14 protein-coding genes are annotated in these 14,746 nt (G+C 55.8%); 7 read left to right on the top strand and 7 right to left on the bottom strand.

Annotated features, from left to right (window positions below; translation table 11 throughout):
* Position 1 precedes the first annotated feature (1 nt).
* A complete protein-coding gene (gene recG / locus ACWWFX_RS05925) occupies positions 2 to 2,083 on the top strand; it encodes an ATP-dependent DNA helicase RecG (RefSeq protein WP_473223395.1) in 2,082 nt (693 codons plus the stop codon).
* Here recG and ACWWFX_RS05930 read toward each other — a convergent pair.
* Entirely contained in the window at positions 2,068 to 2,937 is an 870-nt protein-coding gene (locus tag ACWWFX_RS05930; RefSeq protein ID WP_473223396.1) for a hypothetical protein, read from the bottom strand. The genes recG and ACWWFX_RS05930 overlap by 16 nt on opposite strands.
* A gap of 105 nt (positions 2,938 to 3,042) precedes the next feature.
* Between ACWWFX_RS05930 and glpX the strand changes: the two genes are divergently transcribed.
* Both glpX and fpr read left to right on the top strand, forming a co-directional pair.
* Positions 3,043 to 4,053: a class II fructose-bisphosphatase gene (gene glpX / locus ACWWFX_RS05935; protein WP_276219150.1), complete on the top strand. Its 1,011-nt coding sequence runs from the start codon at positions 3,043 to 3,045 to the stop codon at positions 4,051 to 4,053.
* Between the two features lie 94 nt (positions 4,054 to 4,147).
* Positions 4,148 to 4,894 carry a ferredoxin--NADP(+) reductase gene (gene fpr / locus ACWWFX_RS05940; protein ID WP_473223397.1) on the top strand — a complete coding sequence of 249 codons (747 nt, stop codon included), beginning with the start codon at positions 4,148 to 4,150 and terminating at the stop codon, positions 4,892 to 4,894.
* Here fpr and ACWWFX_RS05945 read toward each other — a convergent pair whose 3' ends face one another.
* Positions 4,895 to 5,314, bottom strand: a complete 420-nt coding sequence (locus ACWWFX_RS05945) for a DUF805 domain-containing protein (protein ID WP_015343994.1) — start codon at positions 5,312 to 5,314, stop codon at positions 4,895 to 4,897.
* Positions 5,315 to 5,427: 113 nt separating this feature from the next.
* Here ACWWFX_RS05945 and ACWWFX_RS05950 point away from each other — a divergent pair, with 113 nt between their 5' ends.
* Both ACWWFX_RS05950 and tpiA read left to right on the top strand, forming a co-directional pair.
* On the top strand, positions 5,428 to 6,021 hold the full coding sequence (locus tag ACWWFX_RS05950; RefSeq protein ID WP_473223398.1) for a YiiQ family protein: 594 nt from the start codon (positions 5,428 to 5,430) through the stop codon (positions 6,019 to 6,021).
* A gap of 112 nt (positions 6,022 to 6,133) precedes the next feature.
* A complete protein-coding gene (gene tpiA / locus ACWWFX_RS05955; RefSeq protein WP_276219152.1) occupies positions 6,134 to 6,901 on the top strand; it encodes a triose-phosphate isomerase in 768 nt (255 codons plus the stop codon).
* Positions 6,902 to 6,992: 91 nt separating this feature from the next.
* Here the strand turns inward: tpiA and ACWWFX_RS05960 are convergent, their stop codons facing one another.
* The 4 genes from ACWWFX_RS05960 to zapB form a co-directional block, all read right to left on the bottom strand.
* Positions 6,993 to 8,297, bottom strand: a complete 1,305-nt coding sequence (locus ACWWFX_RS05960; RefSeq protein WP_473223399.1) for an SLC13 family permease — start codon at positions 8,295 to 8,297, stop codon at positions 6,993 to 6,995.
* Positions 8,298 to 8,370: 73 nt separating this feature from the next.
* A complete protein-coding gene (locus ACWWFX_RS05965; RefSeq protein ID WP_473223400.1) occupies positions 8,371 to 9,120 on the bottom strand; it encodes a CDP-diacylglycerol diphosphatase in 750 nt (249 codons plus the stop codon).
* 100 nt (positions 9,121 to 9,220) lie between these two features.
* Positions 9,221 to 10,210, bottom strand: a complete 990-nt coding sequence (locus ACWWFX_RS05970; RefSeq protein WP_253897218.1) for a sulfate ABC transporter substrate-binding protein — start codon at positions 10,208 to 10,210, stop codon at positions 9,221 to 9,223.
* Positions 10,211 to 10,390: 180 nt separating this feature from the next.
* On the bottom strand, positions 10,391 to 10,636 hold the full coding sequence (gene zapB, locus ACWWFX_RS05975) for a septal ring assembly protein ZapB (protein WP_108476554.1): 246 nt from the start codon (positions 10,634 to 10,636) through the stop codon (positions 10,391 to 10,393).
* A 418-nt stretch (positions 10,637 to 11,054) separates the two neighbouring features.
* Here zapB and ACWWFX_RS05980 point away from each other — a divergent pair, with 418 nt between their 5' ends.
* Together ACWWFX_RS05980 and glpK are read left to right on the top strand one after the other, a co-directional pair.
* Entirely contained in the window at positions 11,055 to 11,897 is an 843-nt protein-coding gene (locus ACWWFX_RS05980; protein ID WP_473223401.1) for an MIP/aquaporin family protein, read from the top strand.
* A gap of 27 nt (positions 11,898 to 11,924) precedes the next feature.
* Positions 11,925 to 13,433, top strand: coding sequence for a glycerol kinase GlpK (gene glpK, locus ACWWFX_RS05985; RefSeq protein ID WP_149463732.1), 1,509 nt, complete (start codon positions 11,925 to 11,927; stop codon positions 13,431 to 13,433).
* Positions 13,434 to 13,541: 108 nt separating this feature from the next.
* Here glpK and gltS read toward each other — a convergent pair whose 3' ends face one another.
* Positions 13,542 to 14,744: a sodium/glutamate symporter gene (gltS, locus tag ACWWFX_RS05990; protein ID WP_473223402.1), complete on the bottom strand. Its 1,203-nt coding sequence runs from the start codon at positions 14,742 to 14,744 to the stop codon at positions 13,542 to 13,544.
* Between the last annotated feature and the right edge of the window lie 2 nt (positions 14,745 to 14,746).

Consider the following 14,746-nt stretch of genomic DNA (forward strand, 5'->3'; position numbering starts at 1 on the left):
CATGCAAAGTCGCCTGTTAGATGCTGTTCCGCTCAGTTCGCTAACGGGCGTTGGTGCAGCGCAAAGTCAGAAGCTCGCTAAAATCGGTCTGCACACGGTGCAGGACTTATTGCTTCATCTGCCGTTGCGCTACGAAGACCGCACTCAACTCTATCCCATTGGCGAACTACTGCCCGGTATCTATGCCACGGTAGAAGGCGAAGTTCTCAACTCAAACATTACGTTCGGCGGACGGCGAATGATGACCTGCCAGATTAGCGACGGCACGGGCATCCTCACCATGCGCTTCTTCAACTTCAACGCGGCAATGAAAAACAGCCTCGCAACCGGACGTCGCGTGCTGGCCTACGGCGAAGCGAAGCGCGGCAAATTTGGCGCGGAGATGATCCACCCGGAATACCGCGTACAGGGCGATTTGAGCACGCCGGAATTGCAGGAGACGCTCACGCCGATTTATCCAACCACCGAAGGCATCAAACAGGCGACGCTACGCAAGCTGACCGACCAGGCGCTGGATCTCCTCGATACCTGCGCCATCGCCGAGCTGCTGCCGCCAGAATTAGCCTCCGGCATGATGAGCCTGCCGGAAGCGCTGCGCACCCTGCACCGCCCGCCGCCATCGCTGCAACTCAGCGACCTGGAAACCGGCAAGCATCCGGCCCAGCGGCGCTTAATTCTGGAAGAGTTACTCGCCCATAACCTGAGCATGCTGGCGCTCCGTGCCGGGGCGCAGCGCTACCATGCCCTGCCGCTGAATGAACAGGGCGAGCTGAAAAATCAGTTCCTCGATTCGCTGCCGTTCAAACCCACCGGGGCGCAAACCCGCGTGGTCGCTGAAATTGAACGCGATATGACGCTCGACGTGCCGATGATGCGTCTGGTGCAGGGCGATGTGGGTTCCGGTAAAACGCTGGTCGCCGCGCTGGCGGCATTAAGGGCGATTGCCCACGGCAAGCAGGTGGCGTTGATGGCACCCACCGAACTGCTCGCTGAACAACACGCTAATAACTTCCGCACCTGGTTTGAGCCGCTTGGTATCGAAGTGGGCTGGCTCGCCGGGAAGCAAAAAGGGAAAGCGCGTCAGGCGCAGCAGGAAGCCATCGCCAGCGGCCAGGTGCAGATGATTGTCGGCACCCATGCTATTTTCCAGGAGCAGGTGCAGTTTAACGGCCTCGCGCTGGTGATTATCGATGAACAGCACCGCTTTGGTGTCCACCAGCGTCTGGCGCTGTGGGAGAAAGGCCAGCAGCAGGGCTTCCATCCGCATCAGCTGATTATGACCGCGACACCTATTCCGCGAACGCTGGCAATGACTGCCTATGCCGATCTCGATACTTCGGTGATTGACGAACTGCCACCAGGCCGAACGCCGGTCACCACCGTCGCGATTCCGGACACGCGTCGCAGCGACATCATCAATCGCGTGCGTCACGCTTGTACCGAAGAGGGTCGTCAGGCGTATTGGGTCTGTACGCTGATTGAGGAGTCGGAACTGCTGGAAGCACAGGCGGCGGAAGCCACGTGGGAAGAGTTAAAGCTGGCGCTGCCGGAACTCAACGTCGGCCTCGTTCACGGGCGTATGAAACCTGCCGAAAAGCAGGCGGTAATGCAATCCTTCAAGCAGGGCGAGCTGCATCTGCTGATTGCCACCACGGTGATTGAAGTCGGTGTCGATGTGCCCAACGCCAGCCTGATGATTATCGAAAACCCGGAACGTCTGGGCCTTGCGCAACTCCATCAGCTGCGTGGCCGCGTGGGCCGTGGCGCGGTGGCCTCGCACTGTGTGCTGCTCTACAAATCGCCGCTTTCCAAAACGGCGCAGATGCGTTTGCAGGTGCTACGCGACAGCAACGACGGCTTTGTGATTGCGCAAAAAGATCTCGAAATTCGCGGCCCTGGCGAGCTGCTTGGTACACGCCAGACGGGCAATGCTGAGTTCAAAGTGGCGGACTTACTGCGCGATCAGGCGATGATCCCCGAAGTTCAGCGCATCGCTCGCCATGTTCACGAACGTTATCCGCAGCAGGCCACCGCGCTGATTGAGCGCTGGATGCCGGAAACGGAACGTTATTCCAACGCGTGACCCGACTCGTCACGCGACAAATCCAGCAGCAAGTCTTCAATTTGAATGGTGATGATATCGTGGGCATTCAGCGCATCGCTCGCGATACGCGCCGCCATTGCGCCTTCCGGTTCGCCACGCAATCTTTCGGCGGCGGCCTGAACACCCGCCAGTAAAACATCGGTAGTTAACACTCCGCGTAAAAACGCGTGATTTTCCGCGGTCCACGCATGCTCATCGCTTAACGGGTGATACCACAAGCGCGGCTCATCCGGCCAAAGCGGATTATCACCTTGCGGGTAGATCAGATAAGCGGCGTACTGAAGCGCACAAATGGCTCTGCCCGGTGTTTCCAGCGCCCACCACTGCGTCCAGATAGCGCGTATCACCGTAGCCGCACCGCCCAGGCCATTGAAAGTGGTTAGCCATCCGCAGGGATGCCTGTCAAAGCTGCATCCGTTATCCATCTGCGCCAGCATCGTCTCAATTAAAAAGTGACGAACGTTTTGACGCTGTTGGCTATCCATCATCTCCTGCCACAGATAAGGCCGACGCAGCGCTTTCAACAACGACTCTTCAAAATAATCACCGTAGCCGTCATACAGCAGCGCTTCATGCCACTCGGCAAGACACAGGGGAAAGAGATAGCGAAACAGCTCTGGCTGCATCGGTTCGTGATAAACCAGATTTAATACGTAATAGCAGCCTAGTTGATGCCCCGTAATCTGCTGCCACGGCGTCTTTGCCAGCTTACGCAACGATTCCGTATCGTAATCAAACTCTGGCTCCCAGACGTACTGCACCGGTGGCTCATTCTGAAAGATGGCCCGGCATCGTTCACGCAGCGTTGGCTCCAGCACTTTTCCCCGTTTCATAAAGCCTCCCAGATTTTTCCACACAGGATACACCCGTCATTAATAGGGCTGTCTGGTGCCGCTGTGCTAAACTTCGCGCAATTTTTCTTCTGAAATGAGTTTGCTATGAGACGAGAACTGGCTATCGAATTTTCGCGCGTCACGGAAGCGGCGGCGCTGGCAGGTTACAAATGGCTGGGCCGGGGCGATAAAAATGTCGCTGATGGCGCGGCGGTAAATGCGATGCGCATCATGCTCAACAAGGTCAACATTGATGGCACCATCGTCATTGGCGAAGGCGAAATTGATGAAGCGCCGATGCTCTACATTGGCGAAAGCGTCGGGACCGGAAAAGGTGATGCGGTAGATATTGCCGTCGACCCGATTGAAGGCACCCGCATGACCGCAATGGGCCAGGCAAATGCGCTGGCGGTGCTGGCGGTGGGCGATAAAGGCTGCTTCCTGAACGCGCCGGACATGTACATGGAGAAGCTGATTGTCGGGCCGGGCGCGAAAGGTGTTATCGACCTCAACAAGCCGCTGGAAGAAAACCTGCGCAATATTGCAAGCGCGCTGAATAAACCGTTTGAAGAGCTGACGGTCACTATTCTGGCGAAACCGCGCCACGATGCGGTGATTGCCGAGTTGCAGAAACTGGGCGTGCGCGTGTTCGCCATTCCTGATGGTGATGTCGCGGCGTCCATTCTGACCTGCATGCCGGACAGCGAAGTTGATGTGCTTTACGGTATCGGCGGCGCGCCGGAAGGCGTGGTCTCTGCGGCAGTGATCCGCGCGCTGGATGGCGATATGCATGGCCGCCTGCTGGCGCGTCATCACGTGAAAGGCGATAGCGAAGAGAACCGCCGCATTGGCGAAGACGAACTGCGCCGTTGTCATGAGATGGGTATCGAAGCCGGGAAAGTGCTGACGCTGGATGATATGGCACGCAGCGACAACGTTATCTTCTCCGCCACCGGGATCACCAAAGGCGACCTGCTGGACGGCATCAGCCGCAAAGGCAATATCGCCACCACCGAGACGCTGCTGATTCGCGGAAAATCGCGCACCATTCGCCGCATTCAGTCGATTCATTATCTCGATCGCAAAGACCCTGAGATCCAGAATCACATCCTGTAAATCATTTGTTCAATTGAGCTTTCCGGCCCCATGGGGCTGGAAATCTTCTCCTGACACAGCGAAGATAGGGTAACAACGCGCAGAGGAGACGATCATGGCCGATTGGGTAACAGGTAAAGTCACAAAGGTGCATTTCTGGACCGATGCACTGTTTAGCCTCACCGTTCACGCCCCCGTTAATCCTTTCACCGCCGGGCAGTTTGCCAAGCTGGGTCTGGATGTCGACGGCGAGCGCGTGCAACGCGCGTACTCCTACGTTAACGCCCCCAGCAATCCCGATCTTGAGTTCTATCTGGTCACCGTACCAGAGGGAAAACTGAGCCCGCGCCTCGCCGCGCTGAAACCAGGTGATGAGGTACAAATTGTCAGCGAAGCGGCGGGCTTCTTTGTGCTGGATGAAGTGCCTGACTGCGAAACCCTGTGGATGCTGGCAACTGGCACGGCAATAGGCCCATATCTGTCGATTTTGCAGGAAGGGAAAGATTTAGAGCGCTTTAAGAATATCGTACTGGTTCACGCCGCGCGCTTTGCCGCGGACTTAAGTTATCTGCCGTTGATGCAGGAACTTGAGAAACGCTACGAAGGGAAGTTGCGCATTAAAACCGTTGTCAGTCGCGAAACGGTGGCTGATTCCCTGACCGGACGCGTGCCCGCATTGATTGAAAGCGGTGCGCTGGAAGAGGCGGTTGGCCTGCCGATGAATGCCGAAACCAGCCACGTGATGTTGTGCGGAAACCCGCAGATGGTGCGCGATACCCAGCAGTTGCTGAAAGATACCCGCCAGATGACCAAACATCTGCGCCGCCGTCCAGGCCATATGACGGCGGAACATTACTGGTAATCAGCGGTATTTCACGTCCTGCGTATCTTTACCGTACTTGTTTTCCCCCTGGGTGCCGACAAACGCGCCCAGGTCAATCAGCATCATCACGATAATCAGAGTCGGAATAAACCGCCCCACGCCCCACTGCCAGACGCCCGGCAGCATCGCCCAATTACCGGCCAACAGCATCCACGCCAGCACCATCAGCAGGGCCCAGATGCCAGATTTACCGCGATCGTGCAGACGTTTCACCGTGACTGCCGCCGTTGGCCACAGCAGGCAGACCAGGATAAACGCCGCGGTCTGAATACTCAGCATCTCACCGCCAGCCAGCGTAAACAGAATCACCATCGCCAGCAGCCAGATCCCCATCCAGATCCAGAAATCACGGCGACCAATGCGGCCCTTAATTGAAAACAACCATTGTTGTAGGGTCATGTCTGATTCCTTATTCTCATCATGCGGCGTAGTGTACCCTGAAACGCTCTCTTTTTGACAAGCGAGGCCGTTCCCGTTTTAATCGTCTGCTGGAGAATATGAGGACGACAAACATGAAGAAGTGGATCGCTGTGTGTCTTGCAGGCGTCATCGCCCTGAGCGCTGGCCGCTTCGCGTTTGCCGTTGAGTCTCCGGATACCACTGCGCCCTATTTGCTTTCCGGCGCGCCCACGTTCGATCTCTCCATCAGCCAGTTTCGCGAGCGGTTTAATATTGATAATCCGTCGCTGCCACTTAATGAATTTCGTTCAATTTCCTCCAGCCGCGACAAGCTGAATCTGACGCGCGCAGCGAGCAAAATTAACGAGAATCTGTATGCGTCCACCGCACTCGAGCGCGGAACGCTGAAAATCAAGTCGATGCAGATAACCTGGCTGCCCATTCCAGGCCCTGAACAGAAAGCGGCGAAAGCCAAAGCGCTGGAGTACATGACGGCGGTTCTGCGTCTGTTCACGCCCACGCTCACCAAAGCGCAAAGCCAGCAGAAACTGCAAAAACTGTTGGCTCAGGGAAAAGGAAAGCACTACTTCACCACCAGCGAAGGCGCGATTCGTTATGTTGTCGCCGATAATGGCGAAAAAGGGCTGACCTTCGCTGTTGAACCGATTAAGCTGGCGCTATCTGAAAATCTTGAAGGAGGCGAATAAATGATAAAAAGCAAAGCCTTCAGGATGAACACTCTCTATACTGATTCACAGACCATGCTGCCCTTACGGGCGGCCATATTCCTTAATTCGCTAACAAGCGTGGAGAATTAAAATGCGACATCCTTTAGTGATGGGTAACTGGAAACTGAACGGCAGCCGCCACATGGTAAACGAGCTGGTTGCTAACCTGCGTAAAGAGCTGGCTGGCGTTGCTGGTTGTGGCGTAGCGATCGCGCCGCCGGAAATGTACATCGACATGGCGAAACACGCTGCTGCCGGTAGCCACATTGCTCTGGGCGCGCAGAACGTTGACCTGAACCTGTCTGGCGCATTCACCGGTGAAACCTCCGCAGAAATGCTGAAAGATGTCGGCGCGCAGTACATCATTATCGGTCACTCTGAGCGTCGTACTTACCACAAAGAGTCTGACGAACTGATCGCGAAAAAATTCGCTGTACTGAAAGAGCAGGGTCTGACTCCGGTTCTGTGCATCGGCGAAACTGAAGCAGAAAACGAAGCGGGCAAAACTGAAGAAGTTTGCGCACGTCAGATCGACGCAGTCCTGAAAACTCAGGGCGCGGCGGCATTCGAAGGCGTTGTTATCGCTTACGAACCTGTATGGGCAATCGGTACGGGTAAATCTGCGACCCCAGCTCAGGCTCAGGCGGTTCACAAATTCATCCGTGACCACATTGCTAAAGCTGACGCGAAAATCGCTGAACAGGTTATCATCCAGTACGGCGGTTCCGTTAACGCAAGCAACGCAGCAGAACTGTTCACCCAGCCGGACATCGACGGCGCGCTGGTTGGCGGCGCATCCCTGAAAGCAGACGCTTTCGCGGTGATCGTTAAAGCAGCAGAAGCGGCTAAACAGGCTTAATCCTGTTTACGCGCCGGATGGCGGCTTCGCCTTATCCGACCTACAGTCCTGACGATGTAGGCCGGATAAGCGCAGCGCATCCGGCAAAAACTCACAACTTTCCCAACACCTGATACCAAAGATAATCCAGCGGCAACAGCAACAGATAACTCGCCGCCGCCAGCGCCAGACACAGCATCATCCCCGCCCTTGCAGGCACTTTCCCTAACGCCATCGCCACCACAATCGGCGACGCCTGATACGGCAGAAGCGGCGTGGAATAGCCTAATACCTGAATCATAATCACGCTCAACAGCGGGAAATTTGTCGCCTCAGCAAAACTTTGCGCAAAGGTGGTGTAGAGCGCCGGCACGCCGTTGGCGGTCATAATGAAGTTGAGCGCGGTCGTGATCCCCGTCAACGCCACAAAACTGGTGAACGGGCGTTCCGGGTCGAGCGGCATCACGCGCAGCAGCGCCTCGCCTACCGCATCGCCAATCCCCGTCTGGGTAACGGTAATAGCCAGCCCCAGAATCCCGGCGACGTAAATACAGGTGCGAATGTTCACGCCCGCCGAGAACTCCTCGCCGCTGATAAACCCAACACGCGGTAGCAGCGTCACGCACGCCGCCGCCAGTCCTGTCCACGCCGGGCCGATGCCGTGCCAGCTCTCCGTCACCCACAGGGTTAACACGATTGCCAGCAACCAGGCCAGGCGCTTCTCTGCCGCGCTCATAGGCGGCGCCGCCTGTATCGATTGTGGCGGCTGTGGTTTTCCGGGGAAGAGCCAGCAAATCAGCCCGATAAGCAGCGCGCCTTTCAGCCAGCCGAGCACCGGCGTATGCAGCAGCAGATAGGGCAGATAGTTCAGATGGATGCCCCATGCGCCTTCCGCCGCGCCGCTCATCACCAGGTTGGGTACGTTGGCGGGCAGGATGGTGGCGGAAAGCTGGAACGTACCGAAACCGACCGCCAGCGCCAGCCCGTACCACGGGCGGGTGCCCTCTTTAATGCCTGCACGCGAGGCCATCGCCGCGACAATCGGCATCAGCAGCGCGATTCGCCCCATATTTGAGGGCATCACAAACGCCAGCGCATAACTCAGCAAGACCACGCTCGCCACCATGCGCAGCCACGAATCAGTCAGCCTTGCCGACAGCGCCCTCGCCGCCCGGTCGGCAAGCCCCGTTTTGCGGATCGCCACGCCGAGCACAAACCCGCTGAACACCAGCCAGAAGGCCGATGAGGCAAAGCCGCCGAAAATGACCTCCGGCGGGGCGATTTTCGCCGCCATCGCGACGGTAAAGAATAAAAGCGCGGTGATAAATTCAGGCAACAGCGAAGTCGCCCAGAGGATGATGGTGATGCCAACAACCAGCGATGGAAGGAACAGAGGATGGGAAAACCAGAGCGACATACCTGACTCCTGTCGTTTTTTTCAGCAAGAATACGACGGCAGGCAAGTCAGGTAAACGCCAGAACGGGTAGGGTTACTTCAGAATATCACATTGATGATCCTGAATTTCCTCGGCCGACGCGCGGTTCAGCGCCAGTAAATTACGCTGCGTTGCCAGCAGGACAAAGCTTTCATCGCTTAAGCGAACCATCGCCAGAGCGTAGCTTCCCATGTGGTCGCGCGCGTCGGGCACCTCTTCCGCCAGCATCATAAACGGGCTGCTTTTCACCATTTCGCTTTCGGTGACGCGGCGCGCCAGATATTCATTCCCCCGAAGACCCCCCGGCAGTGGCAACCAGCGGGTGCTGATTTTCGCCATATTGGTATCCAGTTGATGACGAACATCCGTGCGCAGGCAGGAGATGTGAATGTGGAAGTGATTTTGCGTCCGTCCGCTTCGCGAGTTAATCGCCAGCGATACGGCGCTATCCGGGATCTCTTTGCCATATTTCTGGCTCATAAAGCTGCGCGCCTGCCAGGCCAGCCAGAAGAAATTCGGCGTATAAGGCTCCAGCAACATCGGACTTTCCGTACCGTTGATACGATAAGTGGGCATCAGAAGATATTGCAGCGGGCCGTTGCGGTCTTTGAAAACCACGTATCCGGCATCCGGTTTCACATCCGCACACGGCGCGGGATTCTGGTGTTGGAGCTGACCAGGAAGGCACTGTTCGAAGACGATGGTGCGCAGCGCGTTCGGGTTTCCGGCCCACTTCCAGTAGCCTGCGCCCGCCGCGAGAGCCATGACGATCATCGCCAGAATAAGATAGCCAGCTTTTTTCATTGTGCGTTCCCTGTAATTCGATGACTGGCAAGGGTACCGCATAATCGTGACAAATAAAAAAGCCCGGTATGATTACCGGGCCATCTCGCGCTAACCGTGATTAACGCTTGCTAATCTGATCGAAGGTACCGCCGTTAGAGAAGTGCGTCTGTTGCGCTTTCGCCCAACCGCCAAACTCTTCGTCGATAGTGAACAGTTTCAGTTTCGGGAACGCGCTTTCATACTTCTTCGCCACTTCCGGGTCACGTGGGCGATAGAAGTTTTTCGCCGCAATCTCCTGGCCTTCTGGCGAGTACAGGTACTTCAGATAGGCTTCAGCGACTTCTTTAGTGCCTTTTTTATCAACCACTTTGTCGACTACAGAAACGGTTGGCTCTGCCAGAATCGACTCGCTAGGCGTGACGATTTCAAATTTATCTTTACCCAGCTCATTTGTCGCCAACAGCGCTTCGTTCTCCCACGCAATCAGCACATCGCCAATGCCGCGTTCAACGAAGGTATTGGTTGCACCGCGTGCGCCAGAATCAAGCACTTCAACGTTTTTAAACAGCGATTTCACGAAATCCTGAGCTTTGGCCTGGTCACCATTATTGTGGTGCAGCGCATAACCCCATGCAGCAAGGTAGTTCCAGCGAGCGCCGCCGGAGCTTTTCGGGTTCGGCGTGATGACAGACACACCCGGTTTCACCAGGTCGTTCCAGTCATGAATCTGTTTAGGGTTGCCTTTACGCACCAGGAAAACGATGGTGGAGGTGTACGGCGCGGAGTTATCCGGCAGACGTTTAATCCAGTTTTTATCGATGCGGCCACGCTCAGCAATCGCGTCAACGTCATAGGCCAGCGCCAGCGTTACCACGTCGGCTTCAATACCGTTAATCACCGACGTCGCCTGTTTACCGGACCCGCCATGGGACTGGCGAATCACCACGTTATCACCGGTCTCTTTTTTCCAGTGCGCGCTGAAGGCTTTATTGTACTGATCGTACAGTTCGCGCGTCGGATCGTAAGAAACGTTAAGTAATTGAATATCCTTAGCCAGTACGCTGGTGGAAGCCAGCAAAAGAGTTAAACCCACGCCCCACTTGTTCATCGCCCGCTCTCTTATGTTGTGTCGTTGATGAGGCTAGCGTGCCAGAAAGCAAATCGAACATTAAAGAATAAAAAAAGATTGATTATGTGATTTTGAAATATACAGCGGGGAAATAATGCGAAGAGAAGTCGCTGCCTTCCTGGCATAACGCCCGATGAAGGCAGCAAACTTAATGGAAGATTAAACTTCTTCCATACGGCCCAGCAGCGCCTGCAGACGATCCTGCCAGCCGTTCTGCTGTTCTTTCAGCTGGTTGTTTTCGCGTTCCAGCTCTTCACGGCTGTGCTGTGCAGACTGAACGTCCTGCGCCAGCGCGTTGTTCTTTTCTTTCAGTTCTTCGATTTCCATCTGCAACAGGGTGATGGTATCAATCGCCTGCTGAACTTTTGCTTCCAGTTTCTCAAATACTTCTAATGACATCGTCATACCTCTCCTGATCTTGCAAGGCGTTGATATCGTCCCGGGAACCCGGCGACGCCTTAACGAAAATAAGCGCACTTCTGACCTTCGATTGTATGGAGCCCCGCTCCCCCTGTCCAGCGCCAGGGCACGTAGATTGCGGTTTGCAACAATTTTCAGTCTAGACCTGGAGCTTTCGGCGCATTTACCCCTTATTTGTTAACACGGAAGGTTCATGAAATGATTCAGCTCTCTTTTTTTAGTTCCGTAAAGACACACAATGTGGCGCGAAATCGCTCATTTTATGACGCAGTACACACATTTTGATTTCGATATTTCTCGTTTATGTTCGTTAACGATAAATTAACACTATGCCTACATGGCAGCGTGGGTGTCTTCGACCACCACGACACTATAACTAGCAAACTGTCTTCAGGAACCGATTATGAGCCAAACTTCAACCCTAAAAGGCCAGTGCATTGCAGAGTTTCTTGGTACCGGGCTGTTGATCTTTTTCGGCGTGGGATGTGTTGCGGCATTAAAAGTCGCAGGGGCCAGCTTTGGCCAGTGGGAAATCAGCATCATTTGGGGTCTGGGCGTGGCGATGGCCATCTACCTGACCGCAGGGGTTTCCGGCGCACATCTTAACCCGGCGGTCACCGTTGCGCTGTGGCTGTTCGCCTGTTTCGAACGCCGTAAAGTGGTCCCTTTCATTCTTTCTCAGTTTGCCGGTGCGTTTTGCGCAGCGGCGTTGGTTTACGGGCTTTACTACAATCTTTTCTACGACTACGAATTAACCCATCATATGGTGCGCGGCAGTGTAGAAAGTCTTGATCTTGCTGGAATATTCTCCACTTACCCGAACCCACATATCAATTTTGTGCAGGCCTTCGCGGTAGAAATGGTGATAACCGCTATTCTGATGGGCGTGATCATGGCGCTCGGCGATGACGGGAACGGCATTCCACGCGGGCCTCTGGCGCCGCTGCTGATTGGCCTGTTAATCGCGGTTATCGGCGCATCGATGGGGCCGCTGACCGGCTTTGCGATGAACCCGGCGCGTGATATTGGACCAAAAACCTTCGCCTGGCTGGCAGGCTGGGGCGACGTCGCCTTCACCGGCGGCAAAGATATTCCTTATTTCGTGGTGCCGATGTTCGCACCCGTGGTGGGCGCGGCGCTGGGTGCATTCAGCTATCGCAAACTGATTGGCCGCCATTTGCCGTGTGATACCTGTGTGGTTGAAGAGAAAGAAACCACCTCCGGTAGCGCTCAACACAATGCTTAGCTGTAATCTGACTATGGAACACGCATTATGACTGACAAAAAATATATCGTTGCGCTCGACCAGGGCACCACCAGTTCCCGCGCCGTGGTGATGGATCACGATGCCAATATCATCAGTGTTTCACAGCGCGAGTTTGAACAAATTTATCCTAAGCCAGGCTGGGTTGAGCACGACCCGATGGAAATCTGGGCGACCCAGAGCTCCACGCTGGTCGAAGTGCTGGCAAAAGCCGATATCAATTCCGATCAGATTGCCGCGATTGGTATCACCAACCAGCGCGAAACCACCGTGGTATGGGAACGTGAAACCGGGAAACCGATTTATAACGCGATTGTCTGGCAGTGCCGCCGTACCGCTGATATTTGTGAGCAGTTGAAACGCGACGGCATGGAAGAGTACGTGCGCAGCGCGACGGGTCTGGTGGTAGACCCGTACTTCTCCGGCACCAAAGTGAAATGGATCCTGGACCACGTTGAAGGCTCCCGTGAACGCGCGAAGCGCGGCGAACTGCTGTTCGGTACCGTCGATACCTGGCTTATCTGGAAAATGACCCAGGGACGCGTGCACGTCACCGACTACACCAACGCCTCACGTACCATGCTGTTCAACATCAACGAGCTGGACTGGGATGACAAAATGCTGGACGCGCTGGATATCCCGCGCGCCATGCTGCCAGAAGTACGCAAATCCTCGGAAGTGTATGGCCAGACTAACATCGGCGGGAAAGGCGGTACGCGTATTCCGATCGCCGGGATCGCAGGCGATCAGCAGGCCGCACTGTTCGGCCAGCTGTGCGTGAAGGAAGGGATGGCGAAAAATACCTACGGCACTGGCTGCTTTATGCTGATGAACACCGGCGAAAAAGCGGTGAAATCCGAGCATGGCCTGCTGACCACCATTGCCTGCGGCCCGCGCGGCGAAGTGAACTATGCGCTGGAAGGCGCAGTGTTTATGGCTGGCGCCTCTATTCAGTGGCTGCGCGATGAGATGAAACTCATCAGCGACGCATTCGACTCCGAATATTTCGCCACCAAAGTGAAAGATACCAACGGGGTGTATGTGGTTCCGGCGTTTACCGGCCTCGGCGCGCCATACTGGGACCCGTATGCGCGCGGCGCGATTTTCGGCCTGACGCGCGGCGTCAACTCGAACCACATTATTCGCGCCACGCTGGAATCCATTGCTTATCAAACGCGCGACGTGCTGGAAGCGATGCAGGCTGACTCCGGCATTCGTCTGCACGCCCTGCGCGTAGACGGCGGCGCGGTTGCCAATAATTTCCTGATGCAGTTCCAGTCAGACATTCTGGGTACCCGCGTAGAGCGCCCGGAAGTGCGTGAAGTCACCGCGTTAGGGGCTGCGTATCTTGCAGGCCTGGCGGTAGGCTTCTGGCAGAATCTGGATGAGTTGCAGGAGAAAGCGGTGATTGAGCGTGAATTCCGTCCGGGGATCGAAACGACCGAGCGTAATTATCGTTACAGCGGCTGGAAAAAAGCGGTGAAACGCGCGCTGGCGTGGGAAGATCACGGAGAGTAAAAAACGATGGCGGGGGCGCTTCGCTTGCCCGCCCTACAAAGAATTGCGATCGATGTAGGGCGGGCAAGCGAAGCGCCCCCGCCACATCCGCCACATTCCCCGCACTGATTAGCCAAACATCGGCAACATCAAATAGAGCTTAATCACCAGCGCATTGACGATATCGAGGAAGAACGCCCCCACCATCGGTACCACCAGAAACGCCGTATGCGACGGGCCGAAACGTTCGGTAATCGCCTGCATATTGGCAATCGCCGTTGGCGTCGCACCCAGCCCAAAGCCACAATGACCCGCCGCCAGCACCGCCGCATCGTAGTTTTTACCCATCATCCGGTAGGTGACAAAAATGGCGTACAGCGCCATTGCCAGCGTCTGCGCGCCCAGAATCGCCAGCATCGGCAGCGCCAGTGAAGCCAGCTCCCACAGTTTCAGGCTCATCAAGGCCATCGCCAGGAATAACGACAAGCTGACGTTGCCAAGCACCGACACCGCACGTTCAAAGACGCGATAGAATCCCACCAGCGCCAGGCCGTTACTCAGGATAACGCCAATAAACAGCACGCATACAAAGGTTGGCAATTCAAACATGGTGCCGGTAAGCAGTTGCGCAACGACTCGCCCGACCGTCAAACAAATCGCAATCAATGCGATGGTTTCAATCAACACCAGCGAGGTGATAACGCGCCCAACGTCCGGCTTTTCAAATGCCGTCGGCACTTCCTGATCCTCCGGCGTACCGTCCGGCGAGGAAGAGTGTTTAACCAGATAACGCGCCACTGGCCCGCCAATCAGGCTGCCCAGCACCAGGCCAAACGTTGCGCAGGCCATCGCGACTTCCGTTGCACTGGTAAAACCGTAGCGTTCGGTAAACAGTTTGCCCCACGCCGCCCCGGTGCCGTGGCCGCCAGAGAGCGTAATCGAGCCTGCCAGAAGGCCCATCAACGGGTCCAGCCCCAGCATTTTCGCCATGCCAATGCCGATGGCGTTCTGCATCAGCAGCAGCCCCACCACCACAATCAGAAAGGTGCCTAATACTTTACCGCCCGCACGCAGGCTGGCGAGATTGGCATTCAGGCCAATCGTGGCGAAGAAGGCCAGCATCAGCGGGTCTTTCAGACTCATATCGAAGTCGATTTCCCAGCCCATGCTTTTTTTCAGCACCAGCAACGCCAGCGCTACCAGCAGCCCACCGGCGACCGGTTCAGGAATAGTATATTTTTTAAAGAAGGGAACGGAGTGAACCAGTTTGCGCCCTAACAGCAGCACCATTGTCGCCGCGACCAGCGTAGATAACGTATCGAGATGAAACATAT

It is taken from the genome of Pseudocitrobacter sp. 2023LY-00077 (assembly GCF_055796175.1).

Coding starts and splice junctions, on each gene's coding strand:
- recG (WP_473223395.1), top strand. CDS start 2: ATGCAAAGTCGCCTGTTAGATGCTGTTCCGCTCAGTTCGCTAACGGGC.
- ACWWFX_RS05930 (WP_473223396.1), bottom strand. CDS start 2,937: ATGAAACGGGGAAAAGTGCTGGAGCCAACGCTGCGTGAACGATGCCGG.
- glpX (WP_276219150.1), top strand. CDS start 3,043: ATGAGACGAGAACTGGCTATCGAATTTTCGCGCGTCACGGAAGCGGCG.
- fpr (WP_473223397.1), top strand. CDS start 4,148: ATGGCCGATTGGGTAACAGGTAAAGTCACAAAGGTGCATTTCTGGACC.
- ACWWFX_RS05945 (WP_015343994.1), bottom strand. CDS start 5,314: ATGACCCTACAACAATGGTTGTTTTCAATTAAGGGCCGCATTGGTCGC.
- ACWWFX_RS05950 (WP_473223398.1), top strand. CDS start 5,428: ATGAAGAAGTGGATCGCTGTGTGTCTTGCAGGCGTCATCGCCCTGAGC.
- tpiA (WP_276219152.1), top strand. CDS start 6,134: ATGCGACATCCTTTAGTGATGGGTAACTGGAAACTGAACGGCAGCCGC.
- ACWWFX_RS05960 (WP_473223399.1), bottom strand. CDS start 8,297: ATGTCGCTCTGGTTTTCCCATCCTCTGTTCCTTCCATCGCTGGTTGTT.
- ACWWFX_RS05965 (WP_473223400.1), bottom strand. CDS start 9,120: ATGAAAAAAGCTGGCTATCTTATTCTGGCGATGATCGTCATGGCTCTC.
- ACWWFX_RS05970 (WP_253897218.1), bottom strand. CDS start 10,210: ATGAACAAGTGGGGCGTGGGTTTAACTCTTTTGCTGGCTTCCACCAGC.
- zapB (WP_108476554.1), bottom strand. CDS start 10,636: ATGACGATGTCATTAGAAGTATTTGAGAAACTGGAAGCAAAAGTTCAG.
- ACWWFX_RS05980 (WP_473223401.1), top strand. CDS start 11,055: ATGAGCCAAACTTCAACCCTAAAAGGCCAGTGCATTGCAGAGTTTCTT.
- glpK (WP_149463732.1), top strand. CDS start 11,925: ATGACTGACAAAAAATATATCGTTGCGCTCGACCAGGGCACCACCAGT.
- gltS (WP_473223402.1), bottom strand. CDS start 14,744: ATGTTTCATCTCGATACGTTATCTACGCTGGTCGCGGCGACAATGGTG.